This window comes from Ureibacillus massiliensis 4400831 = CIP 108448 = CCUG 49529, assembly GCF_000772965.1.
GTDB classification, from domain to species: domain Bacteria; phylum Bacillota; class Bacilli; order Bacillales_A; family Planococcaceae; genus Ureibacillus; species Ureibacillus massiliensis.
In genome coordinates this window covers 16,067-38,103 of sequence record NZ_JPVQ01000011.1, presented here as the reverse complement: position 1 = coordinate 38,103, position 22,037 = coordinate 16,067, and the positions used below count along the sequence as shown (strand labels likewise).

Below are 22,037 nucleotides of genomic sequence, written 5' to 3'. Positions count from 1 at the left end.
TTTTGCAAAATTTTTTAGGGGGGTAACTGTGCTAAAACATCTATTTAAACCAGTTTCTTTATTGGTTTTCGTTTTCTGTTCATTATTTTTAACAGGGTGTAACTATCTTACTTCTATTTATCCAACACCCCACTCTATTGAAAAAGAAATGTCGAATTCGAATAATGATGAACATATAGAGAAGTCATCAAATAAAGAAATGATATCTGAAACTTATACTTATGAAGAAAGTAATTATGTACCAAAGGAAGACCTGATTGAAAATAAAGACTTTTATGGGACTTGGTATATTTGGATACCTAGCTCTGCTACTAATCTTTATGATCCACAATCAGGGGAATATGTAACACATGAATTCTCATCTGGTGCTGACGCAGGAAGTATCGAATTATTTGAGGATGGGACATACCGTATGAGCTACGAGCTTTGGGAAGCTGGAATTGTAAGAGGTGAATGGCTTCTATCATATCCAGGAGAAATTAATGGGGAGTTAGACCAAGCAATTATATTAGTAAATGGTGTGGGTGGAACCGACTGGGCTATCTCACCTTCAAAAAGTAAGGAATTTCGTTTATTACAAAAATCAGATACTACATGGAGCGATGGCTCGTATATGTGGATTTTTGATTCTGAATTATACCGATAAGTGGAAAATAAAACCTGTAAAGAGGAGCTTCTTACTCATCTTTACAGGTTTCTCTAATTTTTTCAAGACTGAATATATATTACACTCGGTCCAATTCACGTATATCATCAATCGGTACGAATATTTCAATATGTCGCTTTAAATTGACAAGTGAAGCTGGGGCGTCCCCACCATATTCTCCATCTAAGTTAAGGTGTACTTCTTCATTAGATGTAACTTTTACTTTGCTTGCTTTTTTGTAAATGACATTCGGATCATTTAAATGTTCTCCACGCAACGCTAAAGATGCCAATCGAATAAAATCTCCGATATTACATTTTTTTAGAATCATCATAGTGAATAGGCCATCGTTTATACTTGCATCAGGAGCAATTTTCTCGAAACCACCAACAGAATTTGTTAATGCACAAAAGAATAACATTGCTTCTCCTTCAAATACTTCACCGTCATATTCAATTCGCATATCGGTTGCTTTTATAGAAGGAAGCATTTCAATACCTTTTATATAATAAGCAAGTTGGCCAAGCATCGTTTTCATCTTACTTGGGACTTCGTAAGTTAATTCTGTTATACGTCCACCTGCTGCAATATTAATAAAATAGCGGTCATCATTTACTAAACCTACATCTACCGGTATCGTATCTCCCTTAACTATAATGTCGATAGCTTCGTCAATTTTTCTTGGAATATGGACTGCACGTGCAAAATCATTCGTTGTTCCAGTTGGCACTAACCCTAGTTTGGGGCGTTTTTCATAGGGACTTATCCCAGCTACAACCTCATTTAAGGTACCGTCTCCACCAACCGCGACAATAATGTCAAACCCTCTTTCAACTGCATGGGCTGCGGCGATTGTCGCATCTCCCTCTCCAGTTGTTGCATGACAAGATGTTTCATATCCAGCAAGTTCGAGTTTTTCTAGGGCTTCGGGAAGATGCTTTTTAAATATCTCTCTACCTGATGTTGGATTATAAATGATTCTTGCTCTCTTCATATATCGCCATCCTACTCTACATACATTTAACGATATTGATGTTCATGACCATTCCCTTATATAGTATGATTATGACAACGCTTTCGTTATAATAGCTTTCATATCCTCATAGACCCATTTTGCGCACTGTGGATCATCTACAAATTTCTTCTGCAATGTAGTATACAGTTCTTTTTGTTTTTCAGCAAATTGAGGATCATCCTTCTCAGGAAGCTCCGCCCTCATATCTGTTACCAATTGTTGTAATTCTGGTGCACGTGGCCCCCATTTCCCAATCACTTCACCCTGTTCATTTAAGAATAAATAGATGGGAATTGCTCTTCCACCATTTGTTAAATAGCGATCGATCAAATCTGTATCCGCGTCACGAAATGCACAACGAATTTCAACTTCTGCCTCCTCTGCGATTTTACGAATCACTGCATTATTTAGCATTGCGTCTCCACACCAGTCTTCTGTTATTGCTAAAATGTGTGGCTTCTTTTCTTTCAATAGATTGAACACCTCGTCCTCTGGGTTCACGTTAAAATGTTTATAAACTTCAAAGCTAGGCTCTTTAAGATTTGTAGACATTTGATCCATGTAATCAGCCATTGACATTGATTCTTCAAAATATTGTTGTTCAGTTTTCATAAGAAAATACCTCCCTTATTATTAATTCCATTTTGCCGATTTACAAATTGAATTACAATTTTTTTGATTTGGGTTAGGATGCTTTTCATTAGTATGGAGATATTTTCTGTTTCTCATTAGATTGTATATGAATTTGGTGATGTCTATTATTTTGTGAGAATTGTCTATTATCTGGATTCGAATGTCTATTATTTTCGGGTTGTCTATTATCCTAAAGGCTTTCTCTATTATCCAGCCATGTTTGTCTATTATCGAACTCTTTTTGGCTATTATCCTATCCGCTTTGGCTATTATTTTCGCGTTGTCTATTATCCTATCCGCTTTGGCTATTATCTTATCCCCTTTGTCTATTATCCATCAATGTTTGTCTATTATCCTCTGCGCTTTGGCTATTATTTTCGCGTTGTCTATTATCCTATCCGCTTTGGCTATTATCCAGCCATGTTTGTCTATTATCGAGCTCTGTTTGTCTATTATCCTCTGCGCTTTGGCTATTAATTACGAAGTTGTCTATTCCTACCATATAATCAATCGCTCCATTTAATTTAAAGAGGCTTTATAATAAAAAAAAACGCCCCTCGCAAGCAAAAATGCTTACAAGGAGCGTTTCATATAAAATCAATTATCGTTTATTAATTTCTTCAAGCAAGATTTTGTTAACCATTGGTGGGTTTGCTTGTCCTTTTGTTTCTTTCATGATTTGTCCAACTAAGAAGCCAATTGCACGGTCTTTACCATTTTTGAAGTCTTCGATGGATTGTGGATTGTTATCTAAGATGTTAGTAATGATTGGTACTAATACAGATGGATCAGAGATTTGAACTAAACCTTTCGCTTTCACGATTTCATTAGCATCTCCACCATTTTTCACAAGCTCAGTGAATACTTTCTTTGCAATCTTAGAAGAGATTGTTCCATCAGAAATTAATTTTACCATGCCTGCTAAGTTTTCTGGTGTCAGTTTTGTATCCGTAATTTCAATTTGCTCTGCATTTAAGTATGCTGATACGTCACCCATTAACCAGTTAGCAGAAAGTTTTGCATCTGCACCTGCTAAAACCATTTCATCGAAGAAATCAGAAATTGGTTTGTTTACAACAAGTACGCTTGCGTCGTAATCTGTTAAACCAAGTTCTTCAACATAACGTTTTTTACGTGCGTCTGGAAGTTCAGGGATTGACTCGCGAATACGTTCTAACCATGCATCATCGATTACGATATCAACTAAGTCTGGTTCTGGGAAGTAACGGTAATCATCTGTTCCTTCCTTAACGCGCATTAGGATTGTTTTACCTGTTTTCTCATCAAAACGACGAGTTTCTTGTTTAATTTCTCCACCTGAAAGTAATACTTCAGCTTGACGTTTTTCCTCATACTCAAGACCTTTACGAACAAAGTTGAATGAGTTTAAGTTTTTCAATTCAGTTTTTGTTCCGAATTCTTCTTGACCATAAGGACGAATGGAAATGTTCGCGTCACAACGAAGTGATCCTTCTTCCATTTTCACGTCAGAGACACCAGTGTATTGAATAATTGATTTTAATTTTTCAAGATAAGCATAAGCTTCTGCTGGTGTGCGGATATCTGGCTCAGAAACGATTTCTACTAAAGGCGTACCTTGACGATTAAAGTCTACTAAAGAATAGCCATCACCGTGTGTAAGCTTTCCTGCATCCTCTTCCATGTGTAGACGAGTGATACCGATTTTCTTTGTGTAGCCAGGCTCTCCATCTGTTCCAGGAACTTCAATTTCAATCCATCCGTCATATCCAATCGGTTTATCAAATTGAGATATTTGATATGCTTTCGGATTATCTGGATAGAAATAGTTTTTACGATCAAATTTTGTATGTTGATTAATTTTCATGTTTAGCGCTAAAGATGCTTTCATTGCAAAATCAACAACATTTTTATTCAGTACCGGTAAAACCCCAGGATAGCCTAGGTCGATTACCGTTGTATTTGTATTTGGCTCTGCACCAAAATGATTTGGCGCTGGAGAGAATATTTTAGAGTTTGTTTTTAATTCTACGTGTACTTCTAACCCAATTACTGTTTCAAAGTTCATAATTATTTACCCTCCCAAATTTGAGGAGTTTGTTTATGGAAGTCATTCGCTTGCTCATAAGCGTACGCAGTGCGATAGATTGTTTCCTCGTCAAAGTGTTTTCCGATAATTTGTAATCCTAATGGTAAACCTTCGTGATAACCACATGGAATTGAAATTGCAGGAACACCCGCTAAGTTAATTGGTATTGTTAAAATATCGTTTGCATACATCGTTAATGGATCATTGATATTTTGACCAATTTTGAATGCTGCTGTTGGTGCTGTAGGACCAACTATTACATCGTAATCTTCAAATACTTTATCATAATCTTGTTTGATTAATGTACGAACTTGCTGTGCTTTTTTATAGTAAGCATCATAAGTACCTGCTGATAAAGAGTAAGTACCAAGCATAATACGACGTTTTACTTCATCGCCGAAACCTTGTGCACGAGTTTCTTTATAAAGCTCCATTAGGTTTTTCACGCCTTCAGCACGGAAACCATAACGGATACCGTCAAAACGAGAAAGATTTGATGAAGCTTCTGAAGATGAAAGAATATAGTAAGCAGCTAAGGCATATTTAGAATGTGGAAGTGATACCTCTTCAACAGTTGCCCCTAAGCCTTTTAATACTTCTAAAGCATCTAATACGGATTGACGTACTTCTTCTCGCACACCTTCACCTAAAAACTCTTTTGGTACTGCAATACGTAAACCTTTAATATCGCCATTTAAGCTAGCTACATAGTTTGGTACTGGTACATCTGCACTTGTAGAATCGTTAGGGTCTACTCCAGCAATCGCTTCTAGTAACAATGCGTTATCATATACATTACGAGTTACTGGTCCGATTTGGTCAAGTGACGATGCGAAAGCAACTAAGCCGAATCGTGATACGCGACCGTATGTTGGTTTCATTCCGACTACACCGCAATATGCAGCTGGTTGGCGAATAGAACCACCCGTATCAGAACCTAATGAGAATGGTACTTCACCTGCCGCTACAGAAGCTGCAGAAGCACCTGAAGATCCTCCTGGTACGTGATTTAAATTCCATGGATTTTTCGTTGTTTTAAAGGCAGAGTTTTCATTTGATGAACCCATTGCGAATTCATCCATGTTTAATTTACCAACCGTTACCATGCCCGCTTCACGTAGTTTTTTCACTACAGTTGCATCATAGATTGGCATAAAGCCTTTTAAAATTTTTGAAGCACATGTTGTTTCTAATCCTTCTGTTACAATATTGTCTTTTACCCCAATAGGTAGACCAAATAATGGTCCGCGTTGTTCAAATGGGACTTTTTCTAATTCTTCGGCTTGCTCAACAGCCTTTTCTTTATTTAAAGCTAAGAAAGCTTGTACATCTCCATCAAGTTTTTCAATTCGAGAAAATGCTTCGTTTGTTAAGTCAGCGATTTTAAATTCACCGTTATGTAAACCTTCTTGTAGTTCTTTAGATGAACGTTCAAATAATGTCATTGTATTCCCTCCTTCTTGTACGTCCTAGTCTTCTAATATTGGCGGAACTTTTACTTGTCCAGCTTCTTGTTCTTTTACGTTTAGCATCATGATTTCACGGTCTAAACCTTTTTGTGCAACATCTTCACGCAATACATTGACGATAGGTAATACATGAGAAGTAGGTTCAACATTTGTTGTGTCTAATTCGTTTAGTTGTTCTGCGAAATCTGTAATTTTCCCAAGCTGTTCTGCAAATTTCTCAGCTTCTTCATCAGTAATGGCTAGTCGCGCTAAATGTGCAACGTGCTTAACTTCTTCTTTTGAAAGTTTTGCCATTTCTACACCTCCATTAATTTACCATGGCAATAATCAATAATAATACCATTTTTCCCTAGAAAAATCACAAGATTGACTAAAAATACGAAAGTTCGTGTTTTTATTTTCTCGTACTCTTTTGAACACTTCCTTAATTGGTCTTCTAAATTATCGCCATTTCTTTTATGTTTTCAAACGTTATTAACAATATTGGACAATTTATTTATTCGGAACACATGGAAACAGTGTAGCTAAAATTAACTACACTGTTTTATTTAGTAATCATAAATATGAACAAATGGTTCTTTTTCGTTTGCCTCTTTTAAAATCAATGCCTCTGTTCCATTGACAGAAGTAATATTCACTTCAATATCGACGTCATTTGGTAATTGATTCATCATAACACCTGATAAAAATTGAGTAAATCCAATAATTTCTGTTGTCCCATAAAATTGAATTGGAATTTCAATCATTATTTTTCTTAGCTCTTTGTTGCGGTAATAACCAGATCCAATTACGCTCGTATAGTTAGAGAAATATTCATCGATTTCTTGTTTAAACTTTTCGAAAGCAGTATTCATATCTCGATAGTACTCTTCTTGTAATGTTGTAGGGAATGTAACATAAGCTTCATCAATCTCTTGCCACTCTCCTAAACCATTTTGACCTCCATCAGATACACTATACGCAAAATATGTCCCTGGAACAATTGAATTTCTAGCCTCTTGTTTAAATAACCCAATCACGATTGGGATTTCACTTAGCTCAGGGCGCGCACGAAGTCTTGTAATAACTTCCTGTGCAATCTCTTTTCCTTTTTGTTCTAATTCATCAGCAGGAATTGGTTCATCATAATATTCGCCATATTGCTCTTTTTGGTAATAATAAATCGAATTTAATGCTAGTCCGATTGATATACCACCTAGCGCTACCTTGTTATCACTCGTTTTTTTCAAATAGTTTTGTTCTACAATATGAGCCAGATAAATAGGTGCTTCTTCTGCTCTAACTTCTGGATCTAGCTCCACTCCACTTTTATCTAAATTGGAAGGATTTAATCCTCTTAGTGATGGATCTAAATCTTTATTTTGATTCTCTCGGGCTAACCAGTTACTTACTGTATTGGCATCTAAATATTGTCCTTCTTGGAAGTAGTACTCATCTGTACTAAACACATTTTGAGAAAGACGAATCAATCCAGTCTCGACTTCTTTAATATCATATTTTGTATATAAATTTGAAACGACCAAGCCTCGGCTAGCACTTTCTTTATATGGTATTAACGTTTTATAGTAACTTTCATCTAATTGCATGTTTGGGATGATTGTTGTCTCTGCCTCTACTTCGTTCTCATCTGTTAAAATTTCTGTATCTTCCTCAGGAGAGGGTACACAAGCTGCCAGCATTGCTACAACGACCATCGACGGAATCCAGCGAAATCGTTTCATCTTTGAAACTCCTTTACTCTTCTAATTGTTCAATCAGGCGGTTTTCGTCCCAAATTTCGATACCTAGTTCAGTCGCTTTTGTTAACTTTGAGCCAGCATCGCTACCTGCAATAACAAGATCTGTTTTTTTACTCACACTACCTGATACAGTTCCACCCAACTCTTCTATTTTCGCTTTTGCGTCATTTCGTGTCAATTTCTCGAGTTTACCCGTTAAAACAATCGTCTTACCTGCAAACGGATTAGATCCAGCTTCAATTTGAACTTTTTTTCCTTTATAAGTTAAATTAACGCCTACATCTTTTAAACGATTAACTAAAGCTTTTACTTCTTCCTTACTAAAGTAAGTGACAATGGAATCAGCCATTTTATCGCCAATTTCATGGATCGATTTTATGTCCTCTTCTTTAGCAGTCATTAAAGAATCGATTGTTTCGAATTCTTGTGCTAAGATTTTTGCGGCTTTTTCACCTACATGGCGAATTCCGAGTCCAAAGAGTAACCTTTCCATCGAATTCTCTTTCGAACGTTCAATAGCATTTACAAGGTTTGTAGCTGATTTTTCACCCATTCTTTCAAGTGCCATTAGTTGTTCTACTTGAAGATGATATAAATCCGACACGTCTTGAATTAAGTTTTCTCTAAGTAATTGCTCTACTACTTTTTCACCTAAGCCATCAATATTCATAGCATTACGGGATACAAAATGTTTAATCCCCTCTGCAATTTGCGCTGGGCATGTTGGATTAACACATCGAACAGCGACTTCTCCTTCAATGCGTACTACCTCACTGCCACAGGCTACACAGTTCTTTGGCATTTCAAAGGGCTCAGTATCTTCTGGTCTTTGATCTAAAATAACCCTTACAACCTCTGGGATAATATCGCCTGCTTTATGCACAATGACTGTATCTCCAATGCGAATATCTTTTTCACGAATTAGATCTTCATTATGAAGAGATGCGCGTCCGACTGTTGTACCTGCAACTTGAACTGGTTGTAGAATAGCAGTTGGCGTCATTACTCCTGTACGACCTACTGTTAAATCAATATCTAAAACCTTTGTTACAACTTCTTCAGCAGGGAATTTGTAAGCAATGGCCCATCGAGGACTTTTTGCAGTATATCCAAGCTCATCTTGATGTGCATAACGGTTTACTTTTACGACAATGCCATCAATTTCATAAGGTAAATTTGGGCGTTCCTCTGTCCACTTATTTATAAACGCTATAACGTCATCGATTGTTGCACATAATTGGCGTTCCTTGTTAGATGGGAAACCAAGCGTTTCAAGGTAGTCTAGCATCTCTGAATGAGAGTCAATTCCATATGCTTCACCATCTCCACCTATCGCATAAATAAAAGTGGATAAATTTCGACTTGCTGCGATTTTAGGGTCTAGTTGTCTTAAAGATCCAGCTGCAGCGTTTCGTGGATTCGCAAAGGGTTCATCTCCATTTTCTTCACGAGCAATATTTAATGCCTCAAAGGATTTTTTAGGCATGTAAGCTTCCCCGCGCACTTCAATGGTAACAGGCTCTTTTAAACGTAGAGGGATGGCGCGAATCGTTTTTAAATTCATCGTTATATCTTCGCCAACGGTTCCATCTCCTCTTGTCGCGCCTTGAACAAAAATCCCATTTTCATATTTTAACGAAATGGCTAAGCCATCGATTTTCAGCTCGCAAACATATGAATAGTCGTCACCAATTGCCTGACGGATTTTTCGATCAAAGTCTCTTAAATCTGCATCATTAAATGCGTTTGAAAGGCTTAACATCGGAAATGTATGAGTTACTTTTTTAAACCCTTCTAATGGTTTACCCCCGATTCTTTGAGTAGGTGAATCAGGATAAATGAACTCAGGGTATTGTTTTTCTAGTGCTATTAATTCATTTAGTAGCCGGTCATATTCCGCATCAGAGACAAGCGGTTTATCTAAAACGTAATACGCATGTCCATATTCATGAAGCAACGCATTTAGTTCTACAATTCGTTTTTCAATATCGTTCATCAATAATCCTCCATCATATTGACTAGTTTAACCCTTTGTTATTGGCGCAAATTTAGCTAATAATCGTTTTACACCCAACTCCGGAAAGGCAATATCAAGCTCTAAATCATCGTTATTTCCTCTTACACTTACAACGGTACCTGTTCCCCATTTTTTATGTACCGCTTTATCTCCAAGCTTCCAACCAATTTCATTTCCACCAGTAGACTCAAGGCTTGACACTTGTGCTTTTGATTGAACGTTTCCAATTGTTCTACGAGTACTCTGTGCTCTGTCATTTCTTCGAGCGCCGAATGGTAAATGATCTGCAAAAGCATGTTGGTTACTAAGGGATATCTGCTCCAAAATATCAGCAGAAATTTCTCTTAAGAATCGCGATGGTGGATTAAAGCTTGAACGCCCAAATAATGTTCGTGAGCCTGCACAAGTAAGATATAGTTTTTGTTCAGCACGTGTAATACCTACGTATGCTAATCTCCGCTCCTCTTCCATTTCGGCTGGATCATCTAATGATCTTGAATGCGGGAATATATTTTCCTCCATACCGATAATGAATACGATTGGGAACTCTAAGCCTTTTGCAGAGTGCATCGTCATTAAAATAATATTTCCTTTCGATGAGTCCTCTTTATCAAGCGCATCAATATCAGCAACTAATGCTAAATCAGTTAAGAAAGCAATAAGAGATTTGTCGTCACTCCGTTCTTCAAATGCCTTTGTAACTGATAAAAATTCCTCAATATTTTCTAATCGACTTTCTGCTTCAATCGTTTTTTCATTTTGTAGCATTGTTCGATATCCTGTTTTGTCTATGACTTGCTCCACTAGTTCTGTAACAGATAAATATTCCTGCATTTTCGTTAAGCCTTCTATCAGGTCACGGAATTTCTCCACAGCACTTGTTGCTTTTGGCGTTAGCCCCATAAATACTACTTCATTCATCGCATCAAATATTGAACGATCTTGCTCAATTGCATATGTTGCTATTCTCTCAAATGAAGTGGCGCCAATACTACGTTTTGGTTCATTAATAATACGCGCAAGTGAAAGATCATCATCGTTATTTGCAATTAAACGTAAATAAGCTAGTAAATCCTTTATCTCTTTACGATCGTAGAATTTTGTCCCTCCAACAATTTGATAAGACATATTGGATTTGACAAGCACTTCCTCCATTACACGGGACTGTGCATTTGTTCGATAAAGAATGGCAAAATCATCTAATGATCGATTTTCTTTCTCCATCAATTGTTGAATTGTTTTTACAACATATTGAGCCTCTTGTTGCTCATTCCCCGCTTTAAAGACAACAATCTTTTCCCCTTCATCATTATCTGTACGAAGTCTTTTTGGATATCTGCTTTCATTGTTTTCGATGACTTGGTTTGCTGCTTGAAGAATCGTTTTAGTTGAACGATAATTTTGCTCCAGTAATATCACTTTTGCATTTGGATAGTCCTTTTCAAAGGACAGGATGTTTCCAATATCCGCGCCTCTCCAACGATAAATAGATTGATCGGAGTCACCGACTACACAAATGTTTTTAAATTTAGAAGCAAGCATTTGTACTAGTTTGTACTGTGAATGGTTTGTATCTTGATACTCATCCACATGTATGTATTGGAATTTATTTTGATAGAATTCCAACACTTCCGGTACACGCTCAAAAAGACGGATCGTCGTCATGATTAAGTCATCAAAATCTAGGGATTGATTTTTTAGAAGCCTTTTTTCATAACCTTCATAAACCTGAGCAATTACCTTTTCATAAGGATTATTTGGGTTGCTATTTGCTTTATATTGATCAGCCGTAATACATTCATTTTTTGCAGAACTAATTGCGCTTAATATTGCTCGAGGTTCAAACCGTTTGGAATCAATATTAAGCTGTTTTAATACATTCTTCACTACAGATAATTGGTCAGCAGAATCTAGGATAGAGAAGTTCTTTGATATCCCAATTCGATCAATATTACGTCTTAGAATTCTCACACACATTGAGTGGAAAGTTGACACCCACATACTTTCCGAGATACCAGCTCCTAGTAGCCCATCGATCCGGTTTCTCATCTCGCGAGCCGCTTTATTTGTAAATGTGATGGCTAAAATTTTCGATGGATATACTTCTTTTTCAACCACTAGATAGGCAATTCGATGTGTTAATACTCTCGTTTTTCCTGAACCAGCACCTGCCATTATAAGTAACGGACCTTCAGTAGATTTCACTGCTTCAGCTTGCTGCGGATTCATACCGTTTAATAAATTTTTCGTTAACTGTTCCATAATGCACCACCTTAATCAATTACGTTTTGGAGTAATTGAGCAATAGATTTCGGATTCATATTTTAGCAACTTAATGAAGTGTAATCTTTATTAAGCTCGGATTTTTTAACTAGTTCTAAATCCGGAATCCGTAATTCTGTTTTTTCGAACGTTTGTTCTTTTATTATATCGTAAATCTTTCTCTTTTGCTTATACTTAATTTGTTTTGTATTAAATTGTTAATTTTTTAACAGCATCTACTGTTTTTAATGCGTTTTTTAAATTATCATAAATAACATTTCCAACAATAATCGTATCAGCTAATTTCGCCATTTCAATTGCTTGTTCAGGAGATGTAATTCCTCCTCCGTAAAATAGCTTTGTTTCGTTCAACACATTTTTCACTTCTGCTACGACTTCTACATCCCCATACGTCCCACTGTATTCAAGATAGAATATTGGTAATTTGAAATAATTTTCTGCTAAGCGAGCGTAGGCTATAACATCCTCCATTGATAAATCTGTATTGGCACTAGTTTCTTTTGCTACTTTACAATCAGGATTTAATACACAATAACCTTCTGCAACAAGCTCGTCCCAAACAAGAACGTCTCCAAACTCTTTGATCGCTGCATGATGTAAGTCCTTCACCCATTTTGTTTCCGTACTATTTAACACTGAAGGAATTAAATAATAATCAAATCCGGGTGTTACAGACTCGATATTTGAAATTTCCAATGCCACTGGAACTGAAAAACGTCTGACTCTTACTAATTTATCGATAACATTATCAATTGTTACTCCATCAGTTCCTCCTACTAAAATTAAGTCAGTACCTGATTCACACAATTTTTCTAGCGCTTCATCTGTTATTTCCTTAGCAGGATCTATTTTAAAGATATGTCTCCAATTTTTAAATTCCATTTCATCCCCACCAATCAAATTTCTTCAAAGGATATATTTTCTCGATTACAAGTATAACTTAAACTGTACGAAAGCGGAAAGTAAGCATGTGTTTACCTATGTCTTTTCAATAAGGAGCCATTAATAAACCGAAGAGCTCTCCCTTTCAAAATATTTATTGTCTCTTTTTTGTTGCTCAACTTTCTCGAAAAAATGTGAACCTCGAAATTCTCCAATAAAAATAAGGCCTCTAACAGGATTTTTCTTTCCTCGTTAGATGACCTTATCATTATCTATTTATTTTGCTTGAAAAGGTTTTTCGTCCGGATACAATCGACCTAACATTTCGTCATATGTATCATTACCATAGTCAAAGCAACGACGAACACGTGAAATAGTCGCTGTCGATGCTCCTGTTTCTTTTTTTATCGTCTCATAAGTTTTCTTCAAACGTAATAAATGCGCTACTTCAAATCGTTGTGCTAAAGATTGAATTTCGCTAATCGTACATAAGTCATCAAAAAATTTGTAACATTCTTCTAGATTTTTTAATTCTAATACAGCTTTAAATAATTGATCCGTTTGATGCCCACGAATTTTATCAACCTGCATATATCTCATCATCCTTTCAAGCTATTCTGAATAGGTAACAGAAGCTTCAATACCTGGATTTGTAGGAACAAAATGAACCCATGTTTTCCCTGGCATTAGTTTTACTTCACTACCGTCTGCCTCAACTGCTACTAATACTCCATCTTGGTTTTCCCAGTATACTTCTCGCATTATACCTTGTTGGAAAAGATAAGCCTTGCCGCCACTTGATATATCGATTTGTCTTCGACCAGCACTATCAATAATTGAATGTTCCATTTCGAAGAATAAAATGTTTGATAATTCAATTGGCTCATCTGTTAGATCATCCGTCGTCACTTCACTACCAGACTGTCTTGAGTATGTTTTATTTACAGTATCGTAAGTATAAGTACTATTAAATTGTTCATTATTACTATACTTCACTTTTACATTACTTGCTTGTAAACCTTCATCTACACTCTCATCTTCTTCATAATAAGTATACGACACTTTTTTGTGATAGAGAAGTGAAGCACCTACTTTTTCCGCACCTAATTTCACATTTTCACCTGATATATAGGAATTATGAGGAGCATATCGATCCTTCGAACGAATAAAAAGTGTACCGTCATATTGCATACCATTGATATTATCAACAATGCCGTTAACAAGCATTGTTTGTGCTTCAGGACTATATCCATGAGCGATATAGAAAGCATCTAACCCAGAAGCGAGTTCTATAAAATAATCTCTTGCACTACGAACTGGCCCGATATTTTCAGGAATTTCCGATTGAAATAAGGCTAGAAATCTCGTAACATCACCTTCTGCTAACATTTCATACACAACATCAGCAGAACCAATGCCGGATTGGGGTCTAGCTGCCGGATGATTATTAATCGTTACGATGATTGGTCGCATTGTTACTTTATTTTCAACACGTTCTCCCGTAAATGGTGTAACATATGGTAAAACGACTTCCTCAACAGATTCTTCTATTTGTCCATTTGGTTGAGGTTTTTCTATCTCTTCTGTAGAGGATTTCTCGTTTCCGCACCCGGAAAGTAAGACAATTGTTGAAGCTAGTGCTCCATATAATCCCGTTTTCCAATTCATAGTTCTATGTCCCCTTTTAGCGCATAACAGCAGGCAACATGACTTGCTTTTTCATGACATCAAAAATACCTCTAGGAGTTATACGAATATACGGTAAATGGGTTGATTGTAAAAATAAAAGTGTATATATCGCATCACTATGATGATAGCCTCGTTCCTTTAATGCTGACTTTAGCGCAGTTTCTTTTTCGATTAATTCTTCAATAGGTCCATTATATAGACTTCCGCCAATTGTAAGTGGAATGGATGCGATTACTTCCTCATTTTCTACAAGGGCAATACCGCCATTCATTTTTTTCACTTCATAAAAGGCTTTTTTCATATCTTTAATACTTTTCCCTATTAAAATGATATGTCCAGTATTAGAGTAAGAAGTTGCAAGTCCCTTCACATGTGTAGCGAATCCTTTCAACATCGTATTGACACGCCATTTTCCTTTACGGTCAATTAAGATCAAATACGAATGATCGTGACTAGTAGAAAGTTCTTCTTGATTTAATTGTACATTAATTCTGTATGGTTTTGTGATAACATCGTTCACCATTTCAATTCCAATTGGCATAGAAAATTGAAAATCGTCTTCTTCTAAATCAAAAGAAATATTTAACTTTCCAAATTTAGCCCAATCAATCGGTTGTAACGATTGCACTTTTTCATTAGCGCGTTTTAGCCAAACACCTTTAGATAATACACCTTCAGGATTAGGATTATATTCATCTTTTAATATATTAAGAGTTGCAAATCGACCCGTCGCCACTAATCCATGAAGCTGTTCCATATTATAATACCTTGCTACATTATAGGAAGCCATATTGTATGCGTCAATAGGATCCACTCCAGCATCTAGTGCAACTTGAATACATTTGTCCATCACACCATCTTTATGAAAACCAGGCGTGGACCCATCTGTTGTCATCATTAAATGATCAAATATATTTAAATCTTTTTCGAGAATTCCTTTTAGTAATTCCGGCAAATCTGGACGAATGGACGAATAACGAAGTGTGACAGCATATCCATGCAAAATTCTTCTTTCGACCTCTTCTACTGTCATGGATTCATGGTCTCCATTTGTTCCAAACAGCTTCATTTTTGCCAGTGTTCGTTCTGAAGCGCCTGGAAAATGTCCTTCAATTTTTTTACTTTTCAATTTGGCACATTGAATCCAATAAAGCATTTGATCATCGCCATTTAGTAAGCGAGGCCATCCTGTTAATTCACCACCAACAACTGTATCTGGACGATCTATCCACTCTAAAATCGCTTTATTCGTAAACAGTGCGTCTTCATTGTCTAACTCCGTTTGTGAATCAAATCGGACCCACCAATAAAAACTAAACGGTAAGGATTTTAATTGGTCAATTATTGCAAACGCTTTCTTATTTGGAAGTGATAACATAAATGTCATATTGTCTGCTATGAATGTTGTCGTTCCAGTTTGCGCAGCAAAGTCTGCAAAAGAATGGGGATTATATAATTGGAAAGGATGAACATGTGGTTCCATATAGCCAGGTACAACTGTTTTCCCTTCTAAGTCAATTACTTCCGTTTCAGTTAAGTTCAATGGCATTTTCTGACCTACATAAATAATCCGATTTTCTAATATCCAAATGTTCCCTGTGAGCCACTTTTTAAAAATACTATGCAAATAACGAGCATTTTTCAAAACAATTGTCGGTGCTTCTATGCCATCAATTACTGCGACTTGTTTGCGAATATCCTGGATCTTCCATATAGATTCTGGCATTTATTACACTCCCTTCTAGTTCTACTAAAATTTTATTTTGTTTAATCATATTATATACGCACATACTAACTTTGCAAAAAGATGCGTCAGATTATTTTACGCAATATTTGTTGCTTTTATCGTATCACAGCGAAAATTTAATTTAAAGTAGTCTTATCGGATTAATTTACTTTAACTTATTTGTAAGGAGATGGTAATGGATGGAAGAAAATATTTCTGAACGCAATGGGTTTATGCGTTTAATATGTGGAGTGGCAATGACAGCTATGGGTACCGCTCATTTATCTCGTGATAGTAAAGCACTAGGTTTTACAATGGTTGCTGCCGGTGCGATGAAAGTAGCCGAAGGGATTTTCCTTTATTGTCCCGTAAAAGCAATGATTAATTCAAATGTAAAGGGAGCAGTTGCTTCAACATTTGATGAATATATGGATGGGGAAACATTGATGAATGCATTTAACGCCGCATATCAAGGAAGCAGTCAAAATGGACAATCTAAATCATCTAGCTCATCCAATTCATCAGGTTCAAATTCGACTGGTGGAGGAATCGGTCAAACCGTTTCTCAAGTAGCAGGCGCTGTTTCTCAAGCTGCAAATGCAGTTCAATCTGCAACAAGTTCTATGTCTCAAAATGGATCTAACAACTCACAAAATAGTTCAAAAAACAAAAACAATTCACAATCTGGAAATTCTAAAAACAGCGGAAATTCTGCAACAAATCCAAGTTAAAAAATACGGCAAGAAGTTCTTTTCGTCTTAGTGGTGGGGACGAAATGACTAACTTCTTGCCTTTCTTTGATTATTTAAACGTGCGCCAGCCTATATCTTTACGATAGAAGAATTGACGCCATTCAAATTTATTAAGTCCTTCATAAACCTTTTCTTGTGCTTCTTTTAGTGTTTCTGCTTTTGTTGCAACTAAAAGCACACGGCCACCGTTTCCTACATATTGTCCATCGATTACCTTTGTTCCAGCATGGTAAACGTCGAAGTTTTGACTTAACTCATCCAAGTTTGGAAGTGGATTACCTTTCGTTACTGTTTCTGGATAACCATCTGCCGCTATTACTACACCTAACATTGCTTCGTTAGACCATTGTAAGTCATAGAATTTTTCTTCCATTAACGCTTTCATGAACAAACCAAAATCAGAAGTCATTCTTGGTAGGACAACCTGAGTTTCGGGGTCTCCAAATCGTGCGTTGAATTCAATTACTTTTGGGCCTTGGTTTGTTAAGATCAACCCGGCATATAAAATACCTGTAAAAGATGCACCTTCTTCTTCCATAGCTTTCACTGTTGGTTCAACAATTTCAATGTACGCGCGAGAAACGACCTCTTGAGGAATTTGAGGTACTGGTGAATATGCGCCCATACCTCCCGTATTCGGTCCTTTATCTCCATCGTAAGCACGTTTATGATCTTGTGCAATAACCATTGGATAGATTTGTCCTTTATGTACAAATGACATGAATGAGAATTCTTCACCATCCAAAAATTCTTCAATAACAACACGGGAAGAGGATTCACCAAAGCGTTGATTGCCTATCATATCGTTGATTGCTTCGATTGCTTCCTCCTCAGTCATGGCAACAATTACACCTTTTCCTGCAGCTAGACCATCAGCTTTTACCACAATAGGCGCACCCTGTTCTTTAACGTATCGTATAGCCTGTTCTGCCTCAGTGAATGTTTCGTAAGCAGCCGTTGGGATGTTATATTTTTTCATAATTTGTTTTGCATAGGATTTACTTCCTTCAATCCGCGCAGCCGCTTTTGTTGGTCCGAAAATGGTTAAGTTTTCTTTTTGAAAATAATCAACAATTCCTGCAGCTAAAGGTTGTTCAGGACCTACAAAAGTTAAATCAATATTTTTTTCTTTCGCAAAACTTGCCAGTTCCTCAAAGTTAAGCGCATCGATTGGCACGATTTCTGCATCTTGACGCATTCCATCATTACCAGGTGCAACAAATACTTTTTCTACAGAAGGCGCGATGCTAAATTTTTTCGCTATCGCGTGCTCGCGGCCTCCACTTCCGATTACGAGTACTTTCATTTCAGAAGCCCTCCCTTGTAATATATATCATTTTCGGTTATTTGAAGATTGTTTTTGTCCGTTCGGGTTGTGGTTTTGTCCACTTAGAGGTGCGCTTTGTCCGTTCGGTTTAACGTTTTGTCCACTCTGGATCCTCTTTTGTCCAGATTATATTTTTTTGTCCATTCAGGGATACATATTGTCCACTTAAGCTGAAGTTTTGTCCGCTTGGTTCAACATTTTGTCCGTTCGGAAATCATTTTTGTCCAACCGGAATGTCCTTATCTAGATGATTTTATATAAAGACTTAGACAAAACGCCCTCTAATTTCCGAAGGCGTTAAGCTGTAATTTTCACTTAATTTATTTTGAGCGTTCAACATAGTCTTTTGGGCACATAAGTAAACCAGTGGATCATATAGCGCTCTCTTTTGGGCAGAAAAAAATCCTTTGGAGAGCAAAACCGTTTTTTGAACAGATAGCAATATGATTTAATTAAGATTGGTTGCCCTATTTCGATCGTTTATCCCATCATACTAACGTAATCAATACCTTCACTAATTTTGCTCATAAAACCTCTGAGTCCACTACATCTTAATGTTTAAAGTGTCTTACTCCTGTAAATACCATCGCGATGCCGTATTCATTTGCTTTATCGATGGAATCTTGATCCTTAATCGATCCACCCGGTTGAATAATAGCTGTAATTCCTGCAGCTGCAGCAGTTTCAACAGTATCGCTCATTGGGAAGAATGCATCTGACGCTAATACAGCTCCTTTTGCTTTACTACCCGCTTGCTCTAAAGCAATTTTTGCAGCACCAACGCGGTTCATTTGGCCTGCGCCGATTCCTAATGTCATTTGTGTATCATTTACAACAATTGCATTAGATTTCACGTGTTTTACAACTGCCAAACCTAGCTTTAATGCTTCCCATTCTTCTTCAGTCGGTTCACGATCTGTTACAACCTTGATATCCGCCTCGTTAAAACCAAATTTATCGTCCTCTTGAACAAGTAGTCCACCTTCAACAGATACTACTTTGAATTGGTCTTGTTTTTCTTGAGCAAAGCTGATTGTCATTAAACGGATGTTTTTCTTTTTCGTTAATATTTCTAATGCTTCATCTGTAAATGAAGGCGCAATAATAATCTCTAAGAAAATACCACCTAATTTATCTGCTAAAGCGGCATCAACTTCACGGTTCAATGCGACAATTCCACCGAAGATTGAAGTTGAATCAGCTTCGTATGCTTTATCGAATGCTTCTCCAATGGATTCACCTGTTCCTACACCACAAGGGTTCATATGTTTTACAGCCACTGCTGCTGGGATATCAAATTCTTTTACAATTTGAAGAGCAGCATTACCGTCTTGAATATTGTTATAAGATAATTCTTTACCGTGTAACTGTGTTGCAAATGCTAAAGAGAAATCTGAACCTAGACGTTTTTGGTAGAAGGCTGCCTTTTGGTGAGGATTTTCACCGTAACGTAAAGTTTGTTTTAATTCGTATGTCATAGTTAAATTTTCAGGAAAGTCTTCTTCAGTTAGGTAGTTTGAGATATATGAATCGTAAGCTGCTGTATGGCGGAATACTTTTGCTGCTAAACGTTTACGTGTTTCAAGAGTAGTTGCCCCATGCCCCTTTAATTCTTCAAGAACTTGATTGTAGTCTTTAGAATCAACAATTACCGTTACATACTGATGGTTTTTTGCAGCAGAACGCAACATTGTTGGGCCACCGATATCAATATTTTCAATTGCATCGTCCCATGTTACATCAGGCTTTGAAATTGTTTCAACGAAAGGATATAAGTTTACACAAACGATTTCAATCGGTGTAATCCCATGTTCTGTCATTTGTGCTTGATGCGAAGGATCATCAAATTTCCCTAAAAGTCCACCGTGGATTAAAGGATTTAATGTTTTAACACGGCCATCTAATATTTCGGGAAATTTAGTTACTTCATCAACAGCTGTTACAGGCACATTGTTATCTTGTAGCATTTTTTTCGTACCACCAGTTGATAAAATTTCATAGCCTAATGCGACCAATTCTTTTGCAAAATCTAAAATACCATCTTTGTTCGAAACACTAATAAGTGCACGTTTAGTCATGTAATGCGACCTCCAGTAAAATGATTAATGTGAATAGAAAAGGCTAAATACAAAGTTAAAACCGTATTTACCCTTTCAGAAAGTTACTTCGTTTCAAATAATTGTTTTAACGTCTTTGTGTAAAGTTCATGTTCTACAGCATGTATACGAGTTTCCGTTTCTTCACGATTGCCATCGACCACTTCAACAGCAGCTTGAGCTAAAATTGGTCCCGTATCCATTCCTTCATCAACGAAATGTACAGTAACCCCTGTTACTTTTACACCATGCTCCATTGCTTGTCCTATTGCATCTTTTCCTGGGAATGAAGGGAGAAGAGATGGATGGATATTCACAATTCGATTAGGATATGCGGATAGAAGTGTATGTCCAATTAATCTCATGTATCCAGCTAGCACAATCCACTCCACATTTAAATCACGTAATTTCGCAACGATCTCGGCTTCATATGCTGATTTAGATTCAAAGCTTTTAGCAGAAAATGCATACACTGGAATACCAAAATTCTTAGCACGTGAAACAACAAATGCGCCAGGCTTATCTGTTACAACTAGCTCAATCTTTGCATCAAGCAATCCGCAGTGAATCGCCTCTTGAATTGCTTGAAAATTACTTCCACTACCTGAAGCAAATACCGCTATTTTTGTTGTCATTACACTAGACTCCCATCATGAGTGCCGTTGAAGATGACACCTTCACCTTTCACGACTCGACCGATCTTATATGCTTTTTCACCATGCTTTTTTGCAATCGCGGTAATTTTATCTGCCTCTGAAGCTGGTACAGAAAGCACATAGCCAATCCCCATGTTAAAGACGTTGTATAATTCCTTGTCAGCAAGATTACCTTTTTCTTTTAAAAACTCAAAGATGCGAAGGACTGGCCAAGAGCCCATTTCAATTTCCGTCGCAAGTCCTGCTGGCATCATACGTGGTAGATTTTCATAGAAACCGCCTCCTGTTATATGAGCCATACCATGAACATCTACTTCTTTTAATATTTCAAGAACAGGTTTCGCATAGATTTTTGTTGGTACAAGTAATGCTTCTCCTATTGGACCAAGATCCTCATAACCATCAACCACTTCATCTGAAGCCAAACCGTTATTTTCAAATACAATTTTTCGAACTAATGAGTAACCATTGGAATGAACACCACTTGATGCAAGGCCTACTAACACGTCACCTTCAACGATTTTTTCACCTGTCACAACAGATGATTTTTCAGCAGCACCCACTGCAAAGCCTGCTAAGTCGTATTCTTCTTCGTCATATAGTCCAGGCATTTCAGCAGTTTCACCGCCAATTAATGCGGCTCCTGCTTGCACACACCCATCTGCCACACCTTTTACGATTTGTTCAATCTTTTCAGGTACTGCTTTACCAACTGCAACGTAATCTAGGAAATATAGCGGCTCTGCGCCTTGCGCCACGATATCATTTACACACATTGCAACACAATCGACACCAATTGTATCGTGCTTATCTACCATAAATGCTAGTTTTAATTTTGTCCCAACACCGTCAGTACCTGAAATAAGAACAGGTTCTTTAAAATTTAGTGAAGACAAGTCAAACATGCCGCCAAAGCCACCAAAAGTACCCATCACACCTAATCGATTCGTACGTTCTACGTGTGATTTCATACGTTTTACCGCTTCATAGCCTGCTTCAATATTTACACCTGCTTGCTCATATGCTTTTGACATTAGCC

The 22,037-nt window shown here is 37.0% G+C and carries 18 protein-coding genes; 2 read left to right on the top strand and 16 right to left on the bottom strand.

Annotated features, from left to right (window positions below):
• Positions 1 to 28 precede the first annotated feature (28 nt).
• Complete coding sequence (locus CD30_RS07830; protein ID WP_036174975.1) at positions 29 to 646, top strand: hypothetical protein; 618 nt, start codon at positions 29 to 31, stop codon at positions 644 to 646.
• A gap of 79 nt (positions 647 to 725) precedes the next feature.
• On the opposite strand, the gene CD30_RS07825 is transcribed toward CD30_RS07830, so the two are convergent.
• From CD30_RS07825 to CD30_RS07770, 12 genes are all read right to left on the bottom strand, one after another.
• A complete protein-coding gene (locus CD30_RS07825; protein WP_036174972.1) occupies positions 726 to 1,640 on the bottom strand; it encodes a diacylglycerol kinase in 915 nt (304 codons plus the stop codon).
• A gap of 69 nt (positions 1,641 to 1,709) precedes the next feature.
• Positions 1,710 to 2,273: a thioredoxin family protein gene (locus CD30_RS07820; protein ID WP_036174969.1), complete on the bottom strand. Its 564-nt coding sequence runs from the start codon at positions 2,271 to 2,273 to the stop codon at positions 1,710 to 1,712.
• 622 nt (positions 2,274 to 2,895) lie between these two features.
• A complete protein-coding gene (gene gatB / locus CD30_RS07815; protein WP_036174967.1) occupies positions 2,896 to 4,341 on the bottom strand; it encodes an Asp-tRNA(Asn)/Glu-tRNA(Gln) amidotransferase subunit GatB in 1,446 nt (481 codons plus the stop codon).
• A gap of 2 nt (positions 4,342 to 4,343) precedes the next feature.
• Positions 4,344 to 5,807: an Asp-tRNA(Asn)/Glu-tRNA(Gln) amidotransferase subunit GatA gene (gene gatA, locus CD30_RS07810; protein WP_036174964.1), complete on the bottom strand. Its 1,464-nt coding sequence runs from the start codon at positions 5,805 to 5,807 to the stop codon at positions 4,344 to 4,346.
• A gap of 24 nt (positions 5,808 to 5,831) precedes the next feature.
• Complete coding sequence (gatC, locus tag CD30_RS07805; protein WP_036174961.1) at positions 5,832 to 6,125, bottom strand: Asp-tRNA(Asn)/Glu-tRNA(Gln) amidotransferase subunit GatC; 294 nt, start codon at positions 6,123 to 6,125, stop codon at positions 5,832 to 5,834.
• A gap of 254 nt (positions 6,126 to 6,379) precedes the next feature.
• Positions 6,380 to 7,552 (bottom strand): CamS family sex pheromone protein, encoded by a 1,173-nt coding sequence (locus tag CD30_RS07800; protein WP_036174957.1) that lies wholly within the window; start codon positions 7,550 to 7,552, stop codon positions 6,380 to 6,382.
• 13 nt (positions 7,553 to 7,565) lie between these two features.
• On the bottom strand, positions 7,566 to 9,566 hold the full coding sequence (gene ligA, locus CD30_RS07795) for an NAD-dependent DNA ligase LigA (protein WP_036174953.1): 2,001 nt from the start codon (positions 9,564 to 9,566) through the stop codon (positions 7,566 to 7,568).
• A gap of 27 nt (positions 9,567 to 9,593) precedes the next feature.
• Positions 9,594 to 11,849 (bottom strand): DNA helicase PcrA, encoded by a 2,256-nt coding sequence (gene pcrA, locus CD30_RS07790; RefSeq protein ID WP_036174950.1) that lies wholly within the window; start codon positions 11,847 to 11,849, stop codon positions 9,594 to 9,596.
• 210 nt (positions 11,850 to 12,059) lie between these two features.
• Positions 12,060 to 12,752: a heptaprenylglyceryl phosphate synthase gene (pcrB, locus tag CD30_RS07785; protein WP_036174947.1), complete on the bottom strand. Its 693-nt coding sequence runs from the start codon at positions 12,750 to 12,752 to the stop codon at positions 12,060 to 12,062.
• 276 nt (positions 12,753 to 13,028) lie between these two features.
• Positions 13,029 to 13,343: a YerC/YecD family TrpR-related protein gene (locus CD30_RS07780; RefSeq protein ID WP_036174944.1), complete on the bottom strand. Its 315-nt coding sequence runs from the start codon at positions 13,341 to 13,343 to the stop codon at positions 13,029 to 13,031.
• 21 nt (positions 13,344 to 13,364) lie between these two features.
• Complete coding sequence (locus CD30_RS07775) at positions 13,365 to 14,420, bottom strand: DUF3048 domain-containing protein (RefSeq protein WP_036174941.1); 1,056 nt, start codon at positions 14,418 to 14,420, stop codon at positions 13,365 to 13,367.
• Between the two features lie 16 nt (positions 14,421 to 14,436).
• Positions 14,437 to 16,167 carry an adenine deaminase C-terminal domain-containing protein gene (locus tag CD30_RS07770; protein ID WP_036174937.1) on the bottom strand — a complete coding sequence of 577 codons (1,731 nt, stop codon included), beginning with the start codon at positions 16,165 to 16,167 and terminating at the stop codon, positions 14,437 to 14,439.
• A gap of 200 nt (positions 16,168 to 16,367) precedes the next feature.
• Between CD30_RS07770 and CD30_RS19745 the strand changes: the two genes are divergently transcribed.
• Positions 16,368 to 16,898: a YgaP-like transmembrane domain gene (locus tag CD30_RS19745; RefSeq protein ID WP_084077725.1), complete on the top strand. Its 531-nt coding sequence runs from the start codon at positions 16,368 to 16,370 to the stop codon at positions 16,896 to 16,898.
• A gap of 70 nt (positions 16,899 to 16,968) precedes the next feature.
• Here CD30_RS19745 and purD read toward each other — a convergent pair whose 3' ends face one another.
• The 4 genes from purD to purM form a co-directional block, all read right to left on the bottom strand.
• Entirely contained in the window at positions 16,969 to 18,225 is a 1,257-nt protein-coding gene (gene purD, locus CD30_RS07760) for a phosphoribosylamine--glycine ligase (RefSeq protein WP_036174934.1), read from the bottom strand.
• 572 nt (positions 18,226 to 18,797) lie between these two features.
• A complete protein-coding gene (gene purH / locus CD30_RS07755) occupies positions 18,798 to 20,324 on the bottom strand; it encodes a bifunctional phosphoribosylaminoimidazolecarboxamide formyltransferase/IMP cyclohydrolase (RefSeq protein ID WP_036174931.1) in 1,527 nt (508 codons plus the stop codon).
• 83 nt (positions 20,325 to 20,407) lie between these two features.
• Positions 20,408 to 20,977 carry a phosphoribosylglycinamide formyltransferase gene (gene purN / locus CD30_RS07750; protein WP_036174928.1) on the bottom strand — a complete coding sequence of 190 codons (570 nt, stop codon included), beginning with the start codon at positions 20,975 to 20,977 and terminating at the stop codon, positions 20,408 to 20,410.
• Positions 20,977 to 22,032, bottom strand: coding sequence for a phosphoribosylformylglycinamidine cyclo-ligase (gene purM, locus CD30_RS07745; RefSeq protein WP_036174924.1), 1,056 nt, complete (start codon positions 22,030 to 22,032; stop codon positions 20,977 to 20,979). The genes purN and purM overlap by 1 nt, the downstream gene beginning before the upstream one ends.
• Between the last annotated feature and the right edge of the window lie 5 nt (positions 22,033 to 22,037).

Bases quoted from the DNA above. Each gene is read 5' to 3' on its own strand.
- CD30_RS07825 (WP_036174972.1), bottom strand. From the start codon at position 1,640: ATGAAGAGAGCAAGAATCATTTATAATCCAACATCAGGTAGAGAGATA.
- CD30_RS07820 (WP_036174969.1), bottom strand. From the start codon at position 2,273: ATGAAAACTGAACAACAATATTTTGAAGAATCAATGTCAATGGCTGAT.
- gatB (WP_036174967.1), bottom strand. From the start codon at position 4,341: ATGAACTTTGAAACAGTAATTGGGTTAGAAGTACACGTAGAATTAAAA.
- gatA (WP_036174964.1), bottom strand. From the start codon at position 5,807: ATGACATTATTTGAACGTTCATCTAAAGAACTACAAGAAGGTTTACAT.
- gatC (WP_036174961.1), bottom strand. From the start codon at position 6,125: ATGGCAAAACTTTCAAAAGAAGAAGTTAAGCACGTTGCACATTTAGCG.
- CD30_RS07800 (WP_036174957.1), bottom strand. From the start codon at position 7,552: ATGAAACGATTTCGCTGGATTCCGTCGATGGTCGTTGTAGCAATGCTG.
- ligA (WP_036174953.1), bottom strand. From the start codon at position 9,566: ATGAACGATATTGAAAAACGAATTGTAGAACTAAATGCGTTGCTTCAT.
- pcrA (WP_036174950.1), bottom strand. From the start codon at position 11,849: ATGGAACAGTTAACGAAAAATTTATTAAACGGTATGAATCCGCAGCAA.
- pcrB (WP_036174947.1), bottom strand. From the start codon at position 12,752: ATGGAATTTAAAAATTGGAGACATATCTTTAAAATAGATCCTGCTAAG.
- CD30_RS07780 (WP_036174944.1), bottom strand. From the start codon at position 13,343: ATGCAGGTTGATAAAATTCGTGGGCATCAAACGGATCAATTATTTAAA.
- CD30_RS07775 (WP_036174941.1), bottom strand. From the start codon at position 14,420: ATGAATTGGAAAACGGGATTATATGGAGCACTAGCTTCAACAATTGTC.
- CD30_RS07770 (WP_036174937.1), bottom strand. From the start codon at position 16,167: ATGCCAGAATCTATATGGAAGATCCAGGATATTCGCAAACAAGTCGCA.
- CD30_RS19745 (WP_084077725.1), top strand. From the start codon at position 16,368: ATGGAAGAAAATATTTCTGAACGCAATGGGTTTATGCGTTTAATATGT.
- purD (WP_036174934.1), bottom strand. From the start codon at position 18,225: ATGAAAGTACTCGTAATCGGAAGTGGAGGCCGCGAGCACGCGATAGCG.
- purH (WP_036174931.1), bottom strand. From the start codon at position 20,324: ATGACTAAACGTGCACTTATTAGTGTTTCGAACAAAGATGGTATTTTA.
- purN (WP_036174928.1), bottom strand. From the start codon at position 20,977: ATGACAACAAAAATAGCGGTATTTGCTTCAGGTAGTGGAAGTAATTTT.
- purM (WP_036174924.1), bottom strand. From the start codon at position 22,032: ATGTCAAAAGCATATGAGCAAGCAGGTGTAAATATTGAAGCAGGCTAT.